The following is a 16,776-nucleotide window of genomic DNA, read 5'->3' as shown; positions in this document are numbered from 1 at the left end:
TTCTCAGCGCCGCGCCCGGGCCGCGGGCACCGCGTCGGTCGTCGTGGTGCGGATGCGGTACAGGCTGGTGGTGGCGGTGACGTACAGGGTGCGCCCGTCGTCGCCGCCGAAGCAGAGGTTGGCGACGACCTCGGGCACCGGGACCACGAGCAACCGCTCCCCCGCGGGGGAGAACACCTGCACGGAGTCGGCGCTGGAGGTCCAGACGTTGCCGTCCACGTCGACGCGGAACCCGTCGGGCACACCGGGATCGACCTCCGCGAAGGTGCGCCCGTTCTTGCACCGGCGGCCCTCGACGACGTCGTAGACGTGGATCGCGTGCCCGCGCGGGCGACCGGGCCTCGGCTCGGGCCACGGGCTGGACAGGGAGGAGTCGGCGACGTAGAGCAGGGACTCGTCCGGGGAGAACGCCAGGCCGTTGGGCATCTCCACGTCGATCACGACGGGTTCGACGGCGCCGGTGGCCGGGTCCAGGCGGAAGACGTGGTGGTCGCCGTACTCGAGCTCGCCGGGGTGTCCCTCGGCGGGTTTGAAGATGCCGTAGGAGGGGTCGGTGAACCACAGGGTCCCGTCGGACTTCACGACGACGTCGTTGGGGGAGTTGAAGCGCGCCCCGCGCCAGCGGTCCACCAGGACGCTCACCTCGCCGTCCACCTCGCGCTCGACGGCGCGCCGGCCGTGCGAGCACTGCACGACGGCGCCGTCGAGGTCGAGGGTGCGGCCGTTGGTGAACTCCACGCCCTCGCGGTGGACGGTCAGCTCCCCCGTGGTCTCGGAGAACTCCAGGATGCGGTCGGCGGGGATGTCGCTGAGGCGCACGGCGCGCCGGGCCGGCAGCCACACCGGCCCCTCCAGCCAGGTTCCCCCCGTGGCGACCCGCTGCAGGGCCGCTCCGTCCTCCAGCAGGGTGTGTGCCGTCACCGCCGGTCCTCCCAGGTCCTGCGTCCCGGGCGCCGCGGGGCGCCGGGACGCACGTCGTCCCGCGGTGCCCGGTCCCGGGCGCCGCGCAGGGACGCTAGTGCAGGCCGGCCCGCCGCGGCAGGCCGGTCCCGGGGCACCGGGACGGGGCGGCCGGTGCGCCGCGGTGCCCCTGCCGGTGCCGCGGCGCCGGCGCGTAGGGTCGCCCCGTGACCGCGGCAGAGGGCACCGGCCGGCCGGTGGGTGGGGCGATCCACGGCGGGCACCCCTTCCTGCGCCCGGAGGCCGAGCGGGACCCCGTGCGCCGGCTGCGCGGCAGGCTCACCGCGCCCGTCACGCTGTGGACGGCCGCGGACGGGGCCGCGCGCGCCGGGCTGACCGTCTCCTCCGTCCTCGTCGCCGAACCCGGGCACCTGGCGGGCCTCCTCGGGCAGGACAGCGACGTGCTGGACGTGCTCAGGACCGGCGGGACGTTCGCCGTCACCGTCCTGGACTGGCCGCGGCGGCAGCTGGCGGACGCGTTCTCGTTCCTCTCCCCCGCCCCGGGCGGCCCGTTCGCGCTGTGCTCCTGGCTGGAGACGGAGTGGGGCCCGGTGCCCGAGGCCGACCTGCCGTGGGCCGGCTGCCGGCTCACGTCGGTCACGGACCTGGGGTGGAGCGCGCTGGTGCAGGCGGCGGTCGAGCACGTGCACCTGCCCGCCGGTCCCGCGGAGGCGGACCCCCTGCTCTGGCAGCGCGGCGGGTACCGGCACCTGCGGTAGGCCCGGTGCCGCCGCGGGACCACGCCCGTGACCGGACCCCGGCGCAGGGTGACTACCATCGGCACGTCGCCGTCCCGGGCCAGACCCGACCGCGGCCCGTCGTGCCCGCAGCCCTGTCGTGGAGGTTCTCGTGAGTGTCGCCGTGGATGTCAGCGCCCTTCCGGCCACTCAGTACCTGGTCATGAGCGTGCTGGCCGCGCGGCACCGCTCGGGTTCGCCCTCGTGGGAGTTCCGCCCGAAGGTCGCCAGGGCGCTGCGGGACCTGGAGGTCGCGGGCCTGGTCGAGCTGGGCGCGCCGACGGCCTCCAAGGCGATCCCCGTCACGCTGACCCCCGCCGGCGCGGCCGCCGTGGAGGCCGGCGACGAGGTGCCCGCCCCCGCGCCGGGTGCGGTCCCGGTCCCCCGCAGCGGGAACGGCGGCCGGCAGGCCGACGCCGAGGCCGACGCGGACGTCGAGGCCGTGAGGGGGCACGTGGAGGACTACCTCGCGCGCATCGACCCCGCGGGCGATCCCGCGGGCGTCGAGGTGCGGCGCACGGTCGCGGTCTCCCGCCGCGGCGAGCACGTGGAGCTCGACGTGGAGGTCGTGCACGTCGTCGCGGGTTCCGCCACCGTCAGCGCCGAGTGGAGCGCGGGGCTGCTCGCGGAGCTCGCCCGGGTGCTGCACGCCCACGGGTGCACGGTCCGCCCGCGCACGGCGGCCCTCGCCCTGCCCCGCGGCTGACCCGGCCGCCGGGGGTTCCCACCCCGCGGCGCGCACGCCGCACCGGCGCGCCGCCGGTGCGCGGGAGGTCCGCCGCTCATCCCTCGTAGCGGTCGGCGAGTTCGGCGGCGCGCTCCCGCAGTGCGGTGCGCAACCACTGCGGCGCAAGGGCTTCCGCTCTCGTGCCGAGCTGCCACAGCGCCCACTCGGCGTGCCGGGCGTCCTGGAAGGCCACCTCCAGCCGCAGCCGGCCGTCCGCGTCGCCCTCCTCGGCGTGGACGGCCACCGCGGTCGCCACCAGGTCCTCCCGCCGGGCCGGGTCCAGCCGCACCACCACGTCCACCTGCCCGTCGCCGGCGCGGAAGCGCGTGCTGCGCTCCCGCCAGGCACGGTTCAGGTCGACCCGGTCCTCCCGATCCGCCGGTTCGTCGAGCTCCTCGGCGGCCAGCACCCGCGAGAGCCGGTAGGTGCGGTCCGCGCCGGACCTGGTGGCCAGCAGGTAGCCCTGGTCCCGGACGGTGACCAGGCCGACCGGGTCCACCGTGCGCCACGCCGGGGTGTGGCCCGCCGCCGCGTAGCGGATGCGCAGCTTGTGCCCGGCGAACACCGCGCGCCGGACCGCGGCGGCGACGGCGTCGGGAACCTCCTCGCGGGCCACCCGGCGCGAGAGCAGGTCGGTCTCGGGGTCGACGAGCAACCGCTGCGCGGCGCCGGCGGCGGTGGCGCGGTAGCTCTCGGGCAGCGCGTCGACCACCTTGAGCACGGCAGAGGCCAGTGCGGAGCCGAGGCCGAAGACCTGTGCGCCGCGCCGTGATCCGGCGATCAGCAGGGCCAGGGCCTCGTCGTGGTTCAGCCCGGTCAGCTCGGTCCGGAAACCCGGCAGCAGCGCGAAACCCCCGTGCCGTCCGCGCTCGGCGTAGACCGGGACGCCGGCGGCGGAGAGCGCCTCGACGTCGCGCAGCACGGTGCGGGTGGACACCTCCAGCTCGCGGGCCAGGGTGGCCGCGGTCAGCCGGCCGCGCTGGCGCAGCAGCAGCACCAGGGAGACCAGCCGGTCGGCGCGCACGCCGGAGAAACTACCAAGATGGGTGACAGAGGATGTCGTCATTCCCCGCCAGGCTCGTCCCCGCGGCGTCGAGGACGGCATCCACCGGGTTGCCGGGCGCCGCGGGTCGAGGGACCGGACGGAGCAGACGTGGCAGTAGAGAGAACGGCGGTCAACCCGTGGACGTGGTCGGCGGAGCTGGGTTTCAACCAGGGTGAGGTCGTCGCCGGGCACACCCGGACCCTGTACTGCTCCGGGCAGACCGCGATGAGCGGCGAGGGCCGGCCGCAGCACGAGGGCGACATGGCGGGACAGGTGGCGCTGAGCCTGGACAACCTGGAGGCGGTCCTCGGGGAGGCCGGCATGTCGCTGGCGGACCTCGTCCGGCTCGACGTCCACACCACCGACGTCGACCTGCTCCTGGAGCACTACGGCGTGCTGGCGTCGCGGCTGGGCGCGGCGGGGGTGGCGCCGGCCACCACGATGCTCGGGGTGAGCCGCCTGGCGGTCCCCGGCCAGCTGGTCGAGCTCACGGGCACGGCCGTTGCCTGACGACGGTCCAGGGCCGCCGCCCGTACCGGCCGGACCGGTACGGGCGGCGGGGCCGCGGTCCCCGGCGCCCGCGGTGGCGACGATCGGCGTGTACGGGTTCGACGGCTGCTCGTTCCTGGAGCGGCTGCGGCAGGCGGACGTCGGCCTGCTGCTCGACGTGCGCCAGCGCCGCGGTGTGCGCGGGGCGGAGTACGCCTGGGCGAACTCACGCCGGCTGCAGGCCGCCCTCGCCGGGGCCGGGATCGCCTACGAGCACCGTCCCGAGCTGGCCCCGACCACCGAGCTGCGCCGGCTGCAGTACGCCGAGGACGCCCGGCGCGGGGTGGGCAAGCGCTCGCGCCGCGAACTGGCCGCGGAGTACGCCTCCCGGTACACCCGCGAGATCCTCGACCTCGCCGACCTCGCGCCGGTCGTGGCGGCCCTGCCGCGCAGCGGGACCGCGGCGCTGTTCTGCGTCGAGCGGGACGCGGAGGCGTGCCACCGCTCGCTGATCGCCCGGCGGCTCGGCGAGCGGCACCGCGTCGTGGTCGAGCACCTGCTCCCACGCTGATCCGCGGGGGTTCCGCGCGTCACCGGGGCCTCACCGGGCCAGGGAGGCCACCAGTGGCTCGAAGAAGGCCTGCGCCGCCGCCACGTCGTGCAGCAACGACTCGCTGACGACGACCTCGGCGGGCGACGGGATCCAGCCGTTCACCCCCGCTTCGGGCACCACCTCCACCGACAGCCGGAACGGCGCGGCCCGCCGGCCCGGTCGCGCCTCCCGCCGGCGCACGAGCTCCGACCGGTCGAGCTCGGGGCGCCGCTCGCGCCGGGATCCCGCGAGGTGCCGGGCGTGGTCCCGGTGTGCGTGCTCGCTCCAGGCGTGGGCGGCGGGGTGGTGGCGGACCAGCAGGGCCCGCAGCGAGGCCAGGTCCTGCAGCGTCGAGGTTGGTGTACCGGGTTCCCGCACCGCGTGCGGGGTCTCAGCCCAGGACCGGGCAGGGCGTGGTGACCACGGGGCTGAACAGCCAGCCGTCCGCGGGGGCCCACGCCGTCGCGCGGTAGGGCACCCCGCACTGCAGGGGGACGTCGTTCGCCCAGTGCCCGGGGAACAACCCGGCACCGGGGACCCAGTGCTGCCGTCCGCGGGCGGTGAACTCACCACCGCGGGCGAAGGTGCCGAAGAAGAACGCGTTCGGCGTCACCTGCACCGGCTGGGAGTCCACCACCCCGCCGGGCGCCGCCGCGGTGCGCACGCGCCACACGGACACCTGGGCGGTGGCGGGCCCGGGCGTGAGCCCGGTCCCGACGACCACCCACCGGCCGTGGTGGTCCTCCAGGGTCAGCCGCCCGGCGGCCTGGGCCGGTGCCGCGAGCAGCACGCCGAGGCCCGCGCCGGCCAGCACCGCACCCGCCACGGTCAGCCGCCGGCGGGGACGCCGGGCGGTGGTCCGCTCGGCGGTGGGGGTGGGGACGTCCATGCCCAGGCTCCTCGGTGCTCCTCGGTGGGTTCCGCCCGCCGTGCGGGGTGCACGGTGGCGATACCGGGGAGGAGGCGCCGGGGCGGCCGCTGATAGCGGCCGGTCCTCACCCGCGGGCGCCGGAGGGCCACCGCACCGTGATCGTGGTGGTCTCCTCGGTCGCCGAGGACTCCCAGGTGTGCGACTCCCCCGGGTACCAGATGACGTAGTCCCCGGAGGTGCGCAGCACCACCTCGCCCTCGCGGAACCGGATCCGCTGGGAGCCGCTCACCAGCACGCACAGGGACGTCTGCGGCTCCGGGTCCGTCCACTCCTCGTCCCGGGAGCCGGGCGCCAGCCGCGCCCACTTCACCTCCAGGTCGGCGGTGGCCAGCTCCGGGGCGCGCCCGGCCTTGAAGTGCCCGACGAGCCAGCCGCCGTCCTCGGCGCCGTCGACGTCGGCGTTGCCCGCGTGCCATGCCATGCCCGCGATCCTCCTGCCGCGCCGCCCGGGCGACCAGCCGGCCCCGGTTCGGGGGGCGGGCACGCCCGACCTGGGCGATCGTGGCCTCTCGACCTCTGGCCCGCACAGCCGGGCTCCCCGATGGAAGGCGTGACATGTCCGAGCGTCAGACCCTGATCCGTTCCCTGCACGACCTGGGCCTGGCGGCCTGGTTCGGCGGCTCCCTCTTCGGTGCCGTGGGCCTCAACGGTGCCTCGGCCGCGGTCTCCGACCCCCGCGAGCGCACCCACGTGGCCACCGTCGGCTGGGCGCGGTGGGCGCCGGTCAACGCCGCCGCGATCGCCGTGCACAGCGTCGGCGGCATCGGCCTCATCCTCGCCAACCGCGGTCGCGTCGCCGCGCAGGCCGGCACCCGCGGCAACACCTTCCTCAAGGCCGGGCTCACGCTGGCCGCGATGGGCGTGACGGCGTACTCCGGGTCGCAGGGCGCCAAGCTCGGGAAGGACTCCCACGCTCCGGCGGAGTCCGGGGTGGACCCCTCGGCGGCGACCCCCGGGGACGTGGCCGCCGCCCAGCGCCGCCTGAAGGTGCTGCAGTGGACCATCCCCACCCTGACGGGCGTCCTGCTGGTCATGGGCGCGCAGCAGGGTGAGCAGCAGAAGGCGGGCCAGGTCGCGAAGGGGTTCCTCGACAGCCTGCGCGGCTGAGCACGGGCCGGGAGCCGCGCGGTGGGCGACCGCCCGCGGCCACCGGCACGCCCGCGAGTGGCCCCGGCCCTCGCGGGAAGTTACGCTGAGCATTCACGACCTCACTGACAGCTACGCCGGTCGCACCGTCCGGCGCCGCCCAGCCCTCAGGAGATCCCCGTGGTGCTCACCACCCCTCCCTCTTCCCGGACGAGCCGGGCCGACCGCCGCCCGGCCGCCGCCGTGCTGGCCGCCGTCGCGGCCCTCCCCCTGGCGCTCGCCGCCGCCCCGCCCGCCGCGGCGGCCGGGACGGTGCTGTCCGTGGGGCCGGGCAAGGCCTTCGCCACGCCGTGCGCGGCCTTCGCCCGGGCCGCCGACGGCGACGTCGTGGAGATCGACGGGTCCGCGACCTACACCCGCGACGTGTGCGCGATCTCCCGCAACCGCCTGACGATCCGGGGGGTGAACGGGCGGCCCCGCATCGACGCGGGCGGTGCCGCCGCACTCGGCAAGGGCACCTGGGTGGTGGGCGGCGACGGCGTCGTCGTCGACAACGTGGAGATGTACGGCGCGCGGGTGGCGGACCGCAACGGCGCGGCCCTGCGCCTGGAGGGGACCGGCTTCACCCTGCGCCGCAGCTACCTGCACGACAACGAGAACGGCATCCTGAGCGGCGCCGACGCCGCCAGCGACATCCTCGTCGAGAACTCCGAGTTCGCGCGCAACGGCCACGGCGACGGGTACTCCCACAACCTGTACATCGGGCACGTCCGGAGCCTGACCTTCCGGCACAACTTCTCCCACGACGCCCACGTCGGCCACAACCTCAAGTCGCGGGCGCAGCGCAACACCATCACGTACAACCGCTTCTCCAGCCTGCCCGCCGGCCAGCCGGGCAGCGGCCGCCCCAGCTACGAGATCGACCTGCCGAACGCGGGCACGTCCGTGGTCGTCGGCAACGTGGTCCAGCAGCCCGCGGGCAGCTCCAACGCCGGGATGCTCGCCTACGGCACCGAGGGTGCGAGCAACCCCGGCAAGGACCTGTACGTCGTCAACAACACCTTCCTCAACGACGACACCGTGCGCGGGACGTTCGTCCTCGTCGGCTCCGGCGTCACGACGCCGGTGCGCCTGCAGAACAACGTCTTCGCCGGGGTGGGCACGCTGGTCACCCAGTCCGGCGCGGTGCAGCGCACCAACCACCGGGCCACCGGGACCGTGTTCGCCGACCGCGCGCGCTACGACCTGACGCCGGCGGCCGGCTCGCCCCTGGAGGGCACCGGCTCGGCGCCCGGCACCACCTCCGGCGGGGTCGCGCTCACACCCGTCCGGCACTACGCGCACGTCGCCTCCGGGACCACCCGCCCGGTGGCCGGCACGCTGGACATCGGCGCCTACGAACGCGCCGGCTCCACGCGCTGAGCCGGGGCGCCCGCAGCCGCGACACGCTCCCGGTGGTCCCCCACGGGCCGGGCGGTGCGCCCGCGGCGAACCCGGCCGGATTGCCCTAGCCTGGGGCGCCGCCGACGGGTGCGGGCTCGTCCCACCAGGCCCGACCCGCGGCACGACACTTCGAGGGTTCGGTGAGGACGATGGAACCGGTGTTCTTCGCGCGGCCCGACGGGGCGGCCACCACCCTGCGGTCCACTCCGCGTCTGGCCAACTGGAACCGCAGCGGCGAGTCCGCAGCCGTCCGACTGGTCCGGGCGCTCAGCCACTCCCAGCACCTGACCGATCCGCAGCTCGCGGCCTGCACGGGTCCGATCGCGCTGCGCTTCGACGTCGGCCTGCCCCGTGCCGTCCGGCTGCTCGAGGAGCGCGACCTGGACAACTACCTGCTCCCGCTGACGGCTCACCTCGCCGGCCGCAGCCCGCACCCGGTCGTGTCGGTCTGGGGGTCCAAGCGGTACGCCGAGGAGACCACCTTGCGGATCGGTACCGCCAGGCCGCGTCCCGAACGGGCCGACACGGACGCTGACGGGGCCGGGCACGTGCTGGCCATGACGGTGACCGCGAGCGCTGTCGGGGATCTCGAGGACTTCAGGGCCGGCTTCCACGAGGAGGTCCACGATCGGGTGGCGGAGCGCCTGGCAGATGCCGAGCCGCTGCCCGAAGGGCCCCTCGTCCTCGAGGCCGGCTTCGTCGTCGGGCCCGGCCGCAACTGGCTGGACCTGTGGTGGGCGACCCTCGACGGGCTCGGCCCACTGCTCGGGCAGTCCCCCACCCAGCCGGCGTACCACCCGCGGGACGGCCGCATCGTCGACCTCGGGCTGCACTGCAGCGTCGATCCCGACCTCGGCACCGACGTGGTGATCGGGTTGCGGGTCAGGCCCGGCTCGCTGGAGCCCGCGCTCCCGCTGTGACCCCGCGCTCGGCGGTCCGCTCGTGGCGGGGGTGCGGCCGCGGTCGCCCGCTCGTGGAGCGGGTACCGCCAGGCGCACCACGCGGTCCGCACGTGACCTCGACAGCCGTCGCCGCTCAGTCGAGGTAGTCGCGCAGGACCCGTGAGCGCGCGGGGTGGCGCAGCTTCGACATGGTCTTGGACTCGATCTGGCGGATCCGCTCACGCGTGACCCCGTAGAACCTGCCGATGTCGTCGAGCGTCCTGGGCTGCCCGTCGGTGAGGCCGAAGCGCATCGAGACGACACCCGCCTCGCGCTCGGAGAGGGAGCGCAGCACCAGCTGCAACTGTTCCTGCAGGAAGGTGAAGGTGACGGCCTCGATGGCGACGACGGCCTGGGAGTCCTCGATGAGGTCACCGAACTCGGAGTCGCCGGCCTCCCCCAGGGGGGTCTGCAGCGAGATGGGCTCGCGGCCGTGCTTCTGGACCTCGACGACCTTCTCCGGGGTCATGTCGAGCTCCTCGGCGAGCTCCTCCGGCGTGGGCTCGCGGCCCAGGTCGCTCAGCAGCTGCCGCTGGACGCGGGCGATCCTGTTGATGACCTCGACCATGTGCACCGGGATGCGGATGGTGCGGGCCTGGTCGGCCATGGCACGGGTGACGGCCTGCCGGATCCACCACGTGGCGTACGTCGAGAACTTGAACCCCTTGGTGTAGTCGAACTTCTCCACCGCGCGGATCAGGCCCACGTTGCCCTCCTGGATCAGGTCCAGGAAGAGCATCCCGCGCCCGGTGTAGCGCTTGGCGAGGGAGACGACCAGGCGCAGGTTGGCTTCGAGCAGGTGGTTCTTGGCGCGGCGGCCGTCCTCGGCGATCCACTTCAGCTCCCGCTCGAGGCCGGGCTCGATCCCGGCGCCGGAGTGCAGCTTCTCCTCGGCGAACAGGCCGACCTCGATGCGCTGTGCCAGGTCGACCTCCTGGGCGGCGTTGAGGAGGGCCACCTTGCCGATCAGCCTGAGGTAGTCCTTGACCGGATCCGCGGTGGCACCAGCCGTCGTCACCTGGGGAGCAGGGGCGCCGTCGTCCTCGTCGTCGTCGTCCTTGCCGTGGGTCAGGACGAACGCTCCGCTGCTCCGCTCCGCGCTGCCGTGCTCGACGGCGCCCGCGGTCCCGGCGATCCTCAGCTCGGCCCGGGGGCTGCCGTCCGCCGCGCCGGTGTCCACGCCGGTGTCCACGCCGGTGTCCACGGGGCTCGCCCCGTCGGCCGCCGGGACACCGGGCACGACCTCCACCCGCGGCACGGGCAGCTGCGCGTCCTCGCAGACGGCGCGCAGAGCTCGAGCGTCGACGGATCCGTCGGTGTCCTCCCGCCGCGACAGCTCGCGGGAGGAGCTCTGGAAGTGTTCGGCCGGGAGCGGTCCGGAGAGGGAAGGAGACGACACGCACTGCCTTTCGCCGAGGAGGTGGTTCTCACCCGGGCATGGATCGTTCGGCGCCGGACTCCACGGAAACGCTGGACGGCCGCAGCGAATTCCCGGAGCCGCGGGTCGTCGGCGCGGGTGCTCGCACAGAGGATGCTGCGGCGAGGGTGCGGTTGCTCCCGTCGGCCGCGACCACACCCCTGTCGCCGGCCCCCAGCGCCCCGGCGACCGCACCGACCGGTGGCTACCGGCCGCGGCCGCCGGGTGCCGGGGGTCCCGTGCCATCCACGCCAGGTGTCCGGTCAGGGTGGGGCCGGCCGGAGACGCTCGGGGGCGCTGAGCTGCTCCTCTCCTCGGCACCGGCACCGGCACCGGCAACGACGCGGTCCGTGCCCACGCCTGGGGGTACCTTCCGGGTGCGGAAGCGCCGTGATCTCACCACGACCGATCCCACCCACGGCGGGATGACGACGCATCTGCGAGATCCGCAGCACACTCCCCGGCCCCCCGACAGCCACCGCCTTCCCCGCACGACGAACCACCCCCAAAGCCGACTGCGAGGCAATGCCGATTGCGGCGCGATGACCTTCGTCAGCCATGCACTCCCGGGGTGCAGCGAAGACGCCATGCACAGCAGGACGGAGGTTGTTGCGCCGTAGAATCGTCCCGCGTCGACGAGCCCGTAGTGAGCATGATCATGGGTGCATCCAGGCTCGGCCTCGTCCTCTGGTCCGCGACGTGAGCACACGGCTCATGCAGTGCGTCCCGAGGATCCCTCACGGGAGCGGGCGGTCGGAGGCGTCGTATGCGTGTCTGGCGTCGGCGACGTCATGCAGGTGGCCCTCTGACCAGGTCACGAGCGCCGCGAACACCGGTGCGAGGCTCGCGCCGAGGTCCGTGATCCGGTACTCGACGCGCGGGGGGATCTCCGGGTAGGTCGTCCGCGTGACCAGGCCGTCCCGCTCCAGTTGGCGGAGGCGCTGGGTCAGGACCTTCGCGGTGATTCCGCCGACGAGGCCGCGCAGGTCGTTGAACCGTTGCGTGCCGCGGGTGTGCAGCTGCCACAGGATCGGTGTGGTCCAGCGACTGAACACGATCTCGACCACGGGCGCGATGGGGCAGCCGCCCGGTTTGTGGGTCTCGTGCCCGACTGATGTGGTGTGCATCGGCCCTCAGTTTCTTATAGGTACCTGGTGTCTCATTGTAACTAGCCTCGGGCCCTGGCAGCCGGCACCGATCAGGAGGACACCGATGACCGAGAACAGTCGCCCCCTTCGTGGGGAGCAGCTCATGGCCCCGCGGGACGTGGTCGAGGATGCGTTGCCGGGCATCAGGCCGGGAGTGATGCGGCCGGGGCTCGTGCTCGGGATCTTGTCGATCGCGCAGTTCGTGGTGTTCCTCGACGTGAGCATCGTGAACGTCGCTCTGCCGTCGATCGAGGCGGCGCTGGGCATCCGCGAGGAAAACCTGCCGTACGTCGTGACGCTCTACGGCACCGTTCTCGGTGGGCTCCTGCTCCTCGGCTCGCGGCTGGCGGAGACGCTGGGGCGTCGCAGAATCTTCCAGATCGGCCTCGCGGTGTTCGCCGGCGCCTCCTTGGCTGCTGGGGTGGCTCAAGACCAGCTGGTGCTGTTCGCCGCGCGGGCCGTGCAGGGACTGGGGGCGGCGTTCATCGCGCCAGCCGCTTTGGCGATCTTGACGACGACGTTCGTCGGCGGCCCGCAACGCGCCAAGGCACTCGGGCTGTGGGGGGCGTTGACGGGCGTGGCGTCCGTCGCGGGCGTGACACTGGGGGGCGTCCTGTCGGACGGCCCAGGGTGGCGGTGGATCTTCTTCATCAACGTCCCCATCGCCATGGTGACGATCGCACTCGCCGCTCGCTTCGTGCACGAGAGCACCGGTCCCAGGCGACGCTTCGACGTCGCCGGCGCGGCCCTCCTCACCGCCGGGCTGCTCGTCCTCCTCTTCGCTCTGGAGGAGGCCATCGGCCTCGGCTGGCGTGACCCGCTGGTGCTCGCCGCCTTCGCGGGGGCCTTTCTGCTCATCGGGGCCTTCACACTCGTCGAGCGGCGCGTCGCCGCGCCCCTGGTGCCTTTCGACGTCTTCGCCTCACGGACCCTGCGGTACTCCAACCTCGCGACGCTGTTCCTGCTCGGCACCGTGGTCACGGTCTTCTTCTTCACCAGCCTGTTCCTCCAGCAGGTCCTGGGCTACAGCCCTCTTCGCGCGGGTTTGTCCTACGTACCGCTAGCCGTGGTGGTGGCGCTGGGTGCCGGGATCGCCTCCGGCGTCATGGCTCGCGTCCCCGGCAAGGCGGTACTCATCGTCGGCCTGCTGATGCTGACGACCGCGCTCGTACTCCTGACGCAGCTGCCGGCCGACGCCGGTTACGCCCGGCAGGTGCTGCCGCTGTTCCTGCTCACCGGACTGGGCATGGGGCTGTCCTTCGTGCCCCTGCAGATCGCTGCACAGACAGGTGTCCCCGAGTCCCGCGCCGGCCTGGCCGCGGGTCTGATCAACACCAGCCAGGAGATCGGGGGGGCCCTGGGTGTGGCCCTGGCCGCGACCTACGCTTTCCGGCGCGTCGATGACCTCACCGCCGCCGCCGGTAGTGACGAGTTCCTCGTCGAGACCGCCCGCGTCACGGTCTTCCACGACGGGTTCAGCGTCGGCGCCGCGCTAGCCTTCGCCGCCCTGCTCGTCGCTGCTCTGCTCCTGCCCGCAATCCCCCAGAGCGAGGACGCAGCCGTCCTGTGAGTTGAGTACCGCACCGACAACCGACCGTCGCTCACCAGGGTCTGGAGCTGCCACGACCCGCAATGCCGCCGGCTCACAGCCCGACGATGTTGCGTCCACCGGCGGTGCCGGCGCAGACGGCCACGTGGACGGGGCGGCTGGTGATGTGGCCGTCGCGGACCTCGGCGTCGACCGCTGGGGGCGCCTCCCCCGACGTGAGGGACGATCATGACGACCGGATGGACCCGAGGTCGCAGACACGTCAGGCGACGGCGGTCCGCATCAGCCGGCGGGCCGCCTCACCGATGACGGCGCTGTAGGTGGGGTAGGCGAACTCGACGCGCGCCAGGGTCGCGACGTCGACGCCCGCGGCCATCGCCGTCGTCACGGCCTGCACGATCTCCACGGCCTCCTCCCCCACGGCGTGGGCCCCCAGCAGGACGTCGCGACGCCGGTCGGCGATCAGCTTGAGGAAACCCCGCGTGCGGTCGTCGATGATCGCGCGCTCCATCGCCGCGAACGGCACGGTCGCCACGAGGCACTGCGGCTCCCGCTCCCGCGCCTCGTCCTCGGTGAGCCCCACACCGGCGTAGTCCGGATCCGTGAAACCCCCCGACGGCAGCAGCAGGTGGGGGGTGCGGCGGGTCGCGCCCAGGACGGCGTTGGTGGCGGCGGCCTCCGCCTCGGCGTGGGCGGCCTGCACGAGCATCGCCTGGCCGTTGGCGTCGCCCGCGGCGAACACGTGGGGAGCGGACGTGCGCAGGTACCCGTCGACCGCGATGGCGGAGCGGCGGACCTCGATCCCGGCGGCCTCCAGCCCCAGCCCGTCCAGCGCCGCGGGCCAGCCGACGCTCATCACGACCGCGTCGAACGCCTCCTCGCACCGCGCGCCGCCCTGCGACCACGCCAGGTCGATCGCCCCGTCGGCGCGCCGGCGCAGGGAGTGCACCGTGTCGATGCCCGTCGCCACCCGCACGCCCTGTTCCTCGAACGCCTGCCGCACGGCGCGGGAGACGTCGGCGTCGGCCGTCGGCAGGATCCGCGGGGCGAGGTCCAGCAGCTGGACCTCGCTGCCCAGGGCGCGGAAGACGGTCACGAGCTGCGAGCCGGTGTTGCCGGCGCCCACGACGGCGAGGCGCCGGGGCAGGGAGGGCAGCTCCAGCACGGTCTCGGGGTAGGTCGCGAGCTCTGCCCCGGGCAGCGGCAGCCGCCGGGAGCGCCCGCCGACGCACAGCACGACGCTCTCACCGCGCACCCGCCGTCCGGTGGCGGCGAGCTCCAGCACGTGCGGGTCGACGAAACGCGCGCGGCCCTCCAGCACCAGGTCGACGCCGAGGTCGGCCAGCCGCTGCGGGTCCGCCTTCGCGGCCTGCACCCGCTCGACGGTGGCGCGCACGCGGGCGACCGTCGCGGGCCAGTCCAGGCTCTGCTGCGGCACCGCGATGCCGTACTCCGCGGCCGTGCGCACCTCGCGGACGAGCCGGGCCGTCTTGGCCAGGACCCGCGTCGGCACGCAGCCGGTGTTCACGCAGGTCCCCCCGGTGCGGGACCCCTCCAGCAGGGCCGTCCGGGCGCCGAGCTCGGCGGCGCGGACCGCGGCCGAGACCCCGGCCGGGCCACCGCCGACGACCACCACGTCGTAGGAGTCGACCGCGCCGCTGCGGAGCGGGGACGGGGAGGACAGGACGTCGGGGGGCGTCGGCGAGCTCACGCGCCTACGGTCCCGCTGCGCCTGCGGGCCCGCCACCTCGCCCGCTGTGAGAGTGGACACCCCGCATCCGGCGGTTCCCGGAGTTCTTCCCGGGCAGCGCCGTCCCGGGGACGAGGCACCCTAGGCGGCGTCCGCCGCGACGTGGAAACCGCGGGCGCGCAGCGCCTCCAGGAACGAGGCGACCTCCACCTCGCTGATGCCGCCGAACTCCTCGTCGAGCGCCGCCCGCACCGCCCCGCGCACCCCGGCGGGCTCCACGACGACCCCGACGTAGGCGTCCACGCCCACCGGCTGCGCCAGACCCCGGAAGGTGAGGCGCGCCAGGGCGGTGTGCACCGCGTCCTCCGGCGACGCGAGCTGCCGGGCGATGCGGTGCGCGCTCCAGGCGCCGCCCCGCTGCAGCAGCGACACCACAGCCGCTTCGTACGTGCGGGCGTCCCGCTCGGACGATCCGTTCACCGGTACCGGTCCCACCGGTTTCTCCCCTGCTCGCGTGCTGGACATCCCCGTCGTGGACCCGGCGGTGCGCGCTCGTCCTCGAGCGCTGGTCCGCCTGCCCACCGCGTGCCCGGCCGCCGGCGCCCACCGCCGGCGCCGGGTGTCGACCTCGACGCAGCCGACGCCGGGGCTCCCCCGCCGTCGCCTTCCGAGCATGCCACCGGCCGGCGCCCGCGCCCCGGCACCGGCGGGCGTGTCGCGCGTCCTGCCTCAGACGCGGACGGGCGTCCCGGCAGGCGTTCCCGGCGGCGCGGGCGGGGCGTGCTCGGCGAGGATCCCGAGCCCCACGGCGCGGGCGGGCAGGACCTGCAGGGCCGGGAAGCGCCGCAGCAGCGCCAGCAGGGGCGGGGTGGGGACGGGCCCGGTGCCGGCGAGGACGCGGGAGAGGAAGCGCTCCTGCACCTGGCGCTGGACGAGCTGGGTCAGGGCGGTCGGCAGCAGGCGCCGGGCCCGCACGCGCGCCAGGTGGCGCGTGCGCAGCTCCCCCCGCCGCAGCGGGCCGGCGAGCAGCCGCGCGGCGGCGGCGGCGTCCTGCACGGCCAGGTTCACGCCGACGCCCCCGATGGGCGACATGGCGTGGGCGGCGTCGCCGAGGAACAGCAGCCCGGGCAGGTGCCAGCGGGTCAGGCGGTCCACCCGCACGGACAGCACGTGGACGTCCTCCCAGCTCCCCAGCGAGGCCACCGCCGCGGGCATCGCCGGCAGCAGCCGGGCCAGGTCGGCGCGGAAGGAGTCCAGGCCCGCCGCGCGCAGGCGGCCGAAGCCGTCCTTGGGCACCAGGTAGGCCGTCTGCCAGTACTCGCCCCGGTCGAACATCACCACGAGGCGGCCGCGGGTGATGCGGCCGACGCCGCCGAAGGGTGCCCGGGCGTCCCCGGCGAGCTTGGGCAGGCGGAACCACAGCACGTCCAGGGGCGCGCCGAACTCGCGCAACCGCAGCCCGGCCCCGCTGCGCAGGCGGGAGCCGCGCCCGTCGGCGGCGACGGTGAGCGCCGCGCGGACCTCGCGCTCGCGCCCGCCGGCGTCGCGGTAGCGGACACCGGTGACCTGCCCGCCCTCGCGCAGCGCGCCGAGGACCTCGGCCTGCATCCGCAGCTCGAAGCCCGGGTAGCGGCCGGCCTGGCGCGCGAGGAAGGTCAGGAAGTCCCACTGGGGCATCAGCGCCACGAACCCGAACGGTCCCGGCAGGCGGGAGAAGTCCGCCACCCCGAAGGTGCCGTCGTCGGTGGTCACGCCGAGGCGGGTGACCTTCTGGTGCGGCTGGGCGAGGAACTCCCCGGCGAGGCCGAGCTCGTCGAGCAGGCGCAGCGTGGAGGGGTGGACGGTGTCGCCGCGGAAGTCGCGCAGGAAGTCGCGGTGCTTCTCCAGCACCACGACCCGCAGTCCCGCACGGGCGAGCAGGAGCCCGAGGACCATCCCCGCCGGCCCGCCACCGGCGATGCAGCAGTCGACGGCCGGGCCGGAGGGACCCGCGGGGTCCTGGCTCATGGCGTCCTCCTCGG

At 74.8% G+C, this 16,776-nt stretch carries 18 protein-coding genes; 8 read left to right on the top strand and 10 right to left on the bottom strand.

Features of this window, described 5'->3' with window-relative positions:
* Positions 1-3: 3 nt before the first annotated feature.
* The gene (locus tag ACYQBY_RS00930; RefSeq protein ID WP_459641931.1) at positions 4-921 is read right to left on the bottom strand and encodes an SMP-30/gluconolactonase/LRE family protein; all 918 of its coding nucleotides are present in this window, start codon (positions 919-921) and stop codon (positions 4-6) included.
* Positions 922-1,127: 206 nt separating this feature from the next.
* Between ACYQBY_RS00930 and ACYQBY_RS00925 the strand changes: the two genes are divergently transcribed.
* Positions 1,128-1,679, top strand: coding sequence for a flavin reductase family protein (locus tag ACYQBY_RS00925; RefSeq protein WP_459641930.1), 552 nt, complete (start codon positions 1,128-1,130; stop codon positions 1,677-1,679).
* 130 nt (positions 1,680-1,809) lie between these two features.
* Positions 1,810-2,403 (top strand): hypothetical protein, encoded by a 594-nt coding sequence (locus ACYQBY_RS00920; protein ID WP_459641929.1) that lies wholly within the window; start codon positions 1,810-1,812, stop codon positions 2,401-2,403.
* A gap of 76 nt (positions 2,404-2,479) precedes the next feature.
* Here ACYQBY_RS00920 and ACYQBY_RS00915 read toward each other — a convergent pair whose 3' ends face one another.
* Positions 2,480-3,448 carry a helix-turn-helix transcriptional regulator gene (locus ACYQBY_RS00915; protein ID WP_459642430.1) on the bottom strand — a complete coding sequence of 323 codons (969 nt, stop codon included), beginning with the start codon at positions 3,446-3,448 and terminating at the stop codon, positions 2,480-2,482.
* 129 nt (positions 3,449-3,577) lie between these two features.
* Here ACYQBY_RS00915 and ACYQBY_RS00910 point away from each other — a divergent pair, with 129 nt between their 5' ends.
* Together ACYQBY_RS00910 and ACYQBY_RS00905 are read left to right on the top strand one after the other, a co-directional pair.
* Entirely contained in the window at positions 3,578-3,979 is a 402-nt protein-coding gene (locus ACYQBY_RS00910) for a RidA family protein (protein WP_459641928.1), read from the top strand.
* A gap of 73 nt (positions 3,980-4,052) precedes the next feature.
* Positions 4,053-4,529: a DUF488 family protein, N3 subclade gene (locus ACYQBY_RS00905; protein ID WP_459641927.1), complete on the top strand. Its 477-nt coding sequence runs from the start codon at positions 4,053-4,055 to the stop codon at positions 4,527-4,529.
* A gap of 30 nt (positions 4,530-4,559) precedes the next feature.
* On the opposite strand, the gene ACYQBY_RS00900 is transcribed toward ACYQBY_RS00905, so the two are convergent.
* The 3 genes from ACYQBY_RS00900 to ACYQBY_RS00890 all read right to left on the bottom strand — a co-directional run bounded on the left by ACYQBY_RS00900 (position 4,560) and on the right by ACYQBY_RS00890 (position 5,902).
* The gene (locus tag ACYQBY_RS00900; RefSeq protein ID WP_459641926.1) at positions 4,560-4,928 is read right to left on the bottom strand and encodes a hypothetical protein; all 369 of its coding nucleotides are present in this window, start codon (positions 4,926-4,928) and stop codon (positions 4,560-4,562) included.
* 13 nt (positions 4,929-4,941) lie between these two features.
* A complete protein-coding gene (locus ACYQBY_RS00895; RefSeq protein ID WP_459641925.1) occupies positions 4,942-5,439 on the bottom strand; it encodes a hypothetical protein in 498 nt (165 codons plus the stop codon).
* 106 nt (positions 5,440-5,545) lie between these two features.
* Positions 5,546-5,902, bottom strand: coding sequence for a signal peptidase I (locus ACYQBY_RS00890; protein ID WP_459641924.1), 357 nt, complete (start codon positions 5,900-5,902; stop codon positions 5,546-5,548).
* A gap of 134 nt (positions 5,903-6,036) precedes the next feature.
* On the opposite strand from ACYQBY_RS00890, the gene ACYQBY_RS00885 reads away from it, so the two are divergent.
* The 3 genes from ACYQBY_RS00885 (at position 6,037) to ACYQBY_RS00875 (ending at position 8,930) form a co-directional block, all read left to right on the top strand.
* The gene (locus ACYQBY_RS00885; protein ID WP_459641923.1) at positions 6,037-6,588 is read left to right on the top strand and encodes a hypothetical protein; all 552 of its coding nucleotides are present in this window, start codon (positions 6,037-6,039) and stop codon (positions 6,586-6,588) included.
* Between the two features lie 159 nt (positions 6,589-6,747).
* On the top strand, positions 6,748-7,989 hold the full coding sequence (locus ACYQBY_RS00880) for a right-handed parallel beta-helix repeat-containing protein (RefSeq protein WP_459641922.1): 1,242 nt from the start codon (positions 6,748-6,750) through the stop codon (positions 7,987-7,989).
* A gap of 161 nt (positions 7,990-8,150) precedes the next feature.
* The gene (locus tag ACYQBY_RS00875; protein WP_459641921.1) at positions 8,151-8,930 is read left to right on the top strand and encodes a hypothetical protein; all 780 of its coding nucleotides are present in this window, start codon (positions 8,151-8,153) and stop codon (positions 8,928-8,930) included.
* Positions 8,931-9,045: 115 nt separating this feature from the next.
* Here ACYQBY_RS00875 and ACYQBY_RS00870 read toward each other — a convergent pair whose 3' ends face one another.
* Positions 9,046-10,350 (bottom strand): RNA polymerase sigma factor, encoded by a 1,305-nt coding sequence (locus tag ACYQBY_RS00870; protein ID WP_459641920.1) that lies wholly within the window; start codon positions 10,348-10,350, stop codon positions 9,046-9,048.
* Positions 10,351-11,105: 755 nt separating this feature from the next.
* Complete coding sequence (locus tag ACYQBY_RS00865) at positions 11,106-11,495, bottom strand: winged helix-turn-helix transcriptional regulator (protein ID WP_459641919.1); 390 nt, start codon at positions 11,493-11,495, stop codon at positions 11,106-11,108.
* Positions 11,496-11,580: 85 nt separating this feature from the next.
* Between ACYQBY_RS00865 and ACYQBY_RS00860 the strand changes: the two genes are divergently transcribed.
* Positions 11,581-13,086: an MFS transporter gene (locus tag ACYQBY_RS00860; protein ID WP_459641918.1), complete on the top strand. Its 1,506-nt coding sequence runs from the start codon at positions 11,581-11,583 to the stop codon at positions 13,084-13,086.
* A gap of 241 nt (positions 13,087-13,327) precedes the next feature.
* Here ACYQBY_RS00860 and ACYQBY_RS00855 read toward each other — a convergent pair whose 3' ends face one another.
* From ACYQBY_RS00855 to ACYQBY_RS00845, 3 genes are all read right to left on the bottom strand, one after another.
* Positions 13,328-14,776 (bottom strand): dihydrolipoyl dehydrogenase family protein, encoded by a 1,449-nt coding sequence (locus ACYQBY_RS00855; protein WP_459641917.1) that lies wholly within the window; start codon positions 14,774-14,776, stop codon positions 13,328-13,330.
* Between the two features lie 120 nt (positions 14,777-14,896).
* The gene (locus ACYQBY_RS00850) at positions 14,897-15,190 is read right to left on the bottom strand and encodes a hypothetical protein (RefSeq protein WP_459641916.1); all 294 of its coding nucleotides are present in this window, start codon (positions 15,188-15,190) and stop codon (positions 14,897-14,899) included.
* 294 nt (positions 15,191-15,484) lie between these two features.
* On the bottom strand, positions 15,485-16,762 hold the full coding sequence (locus ACYQBY_RS00845) for an FAD-dependent oxidoreductase (RefSeq protein WP_459641915.1): 1,278 nt from the start codon (positions 16,760-16,762) through the stop codon (positions 15,485-15,487).
* Between the last annotated feature and the right edge of the window lie 14 nt (positions 16,763-16,776).

It is taken from the genome of Kineococcus anabasis (genome assembly GCF_054590795.1).
Note: the sequence above shows the minus strand (reverse complement) of the source record. Positions and strands in the feature narration are given on the sequence as shown.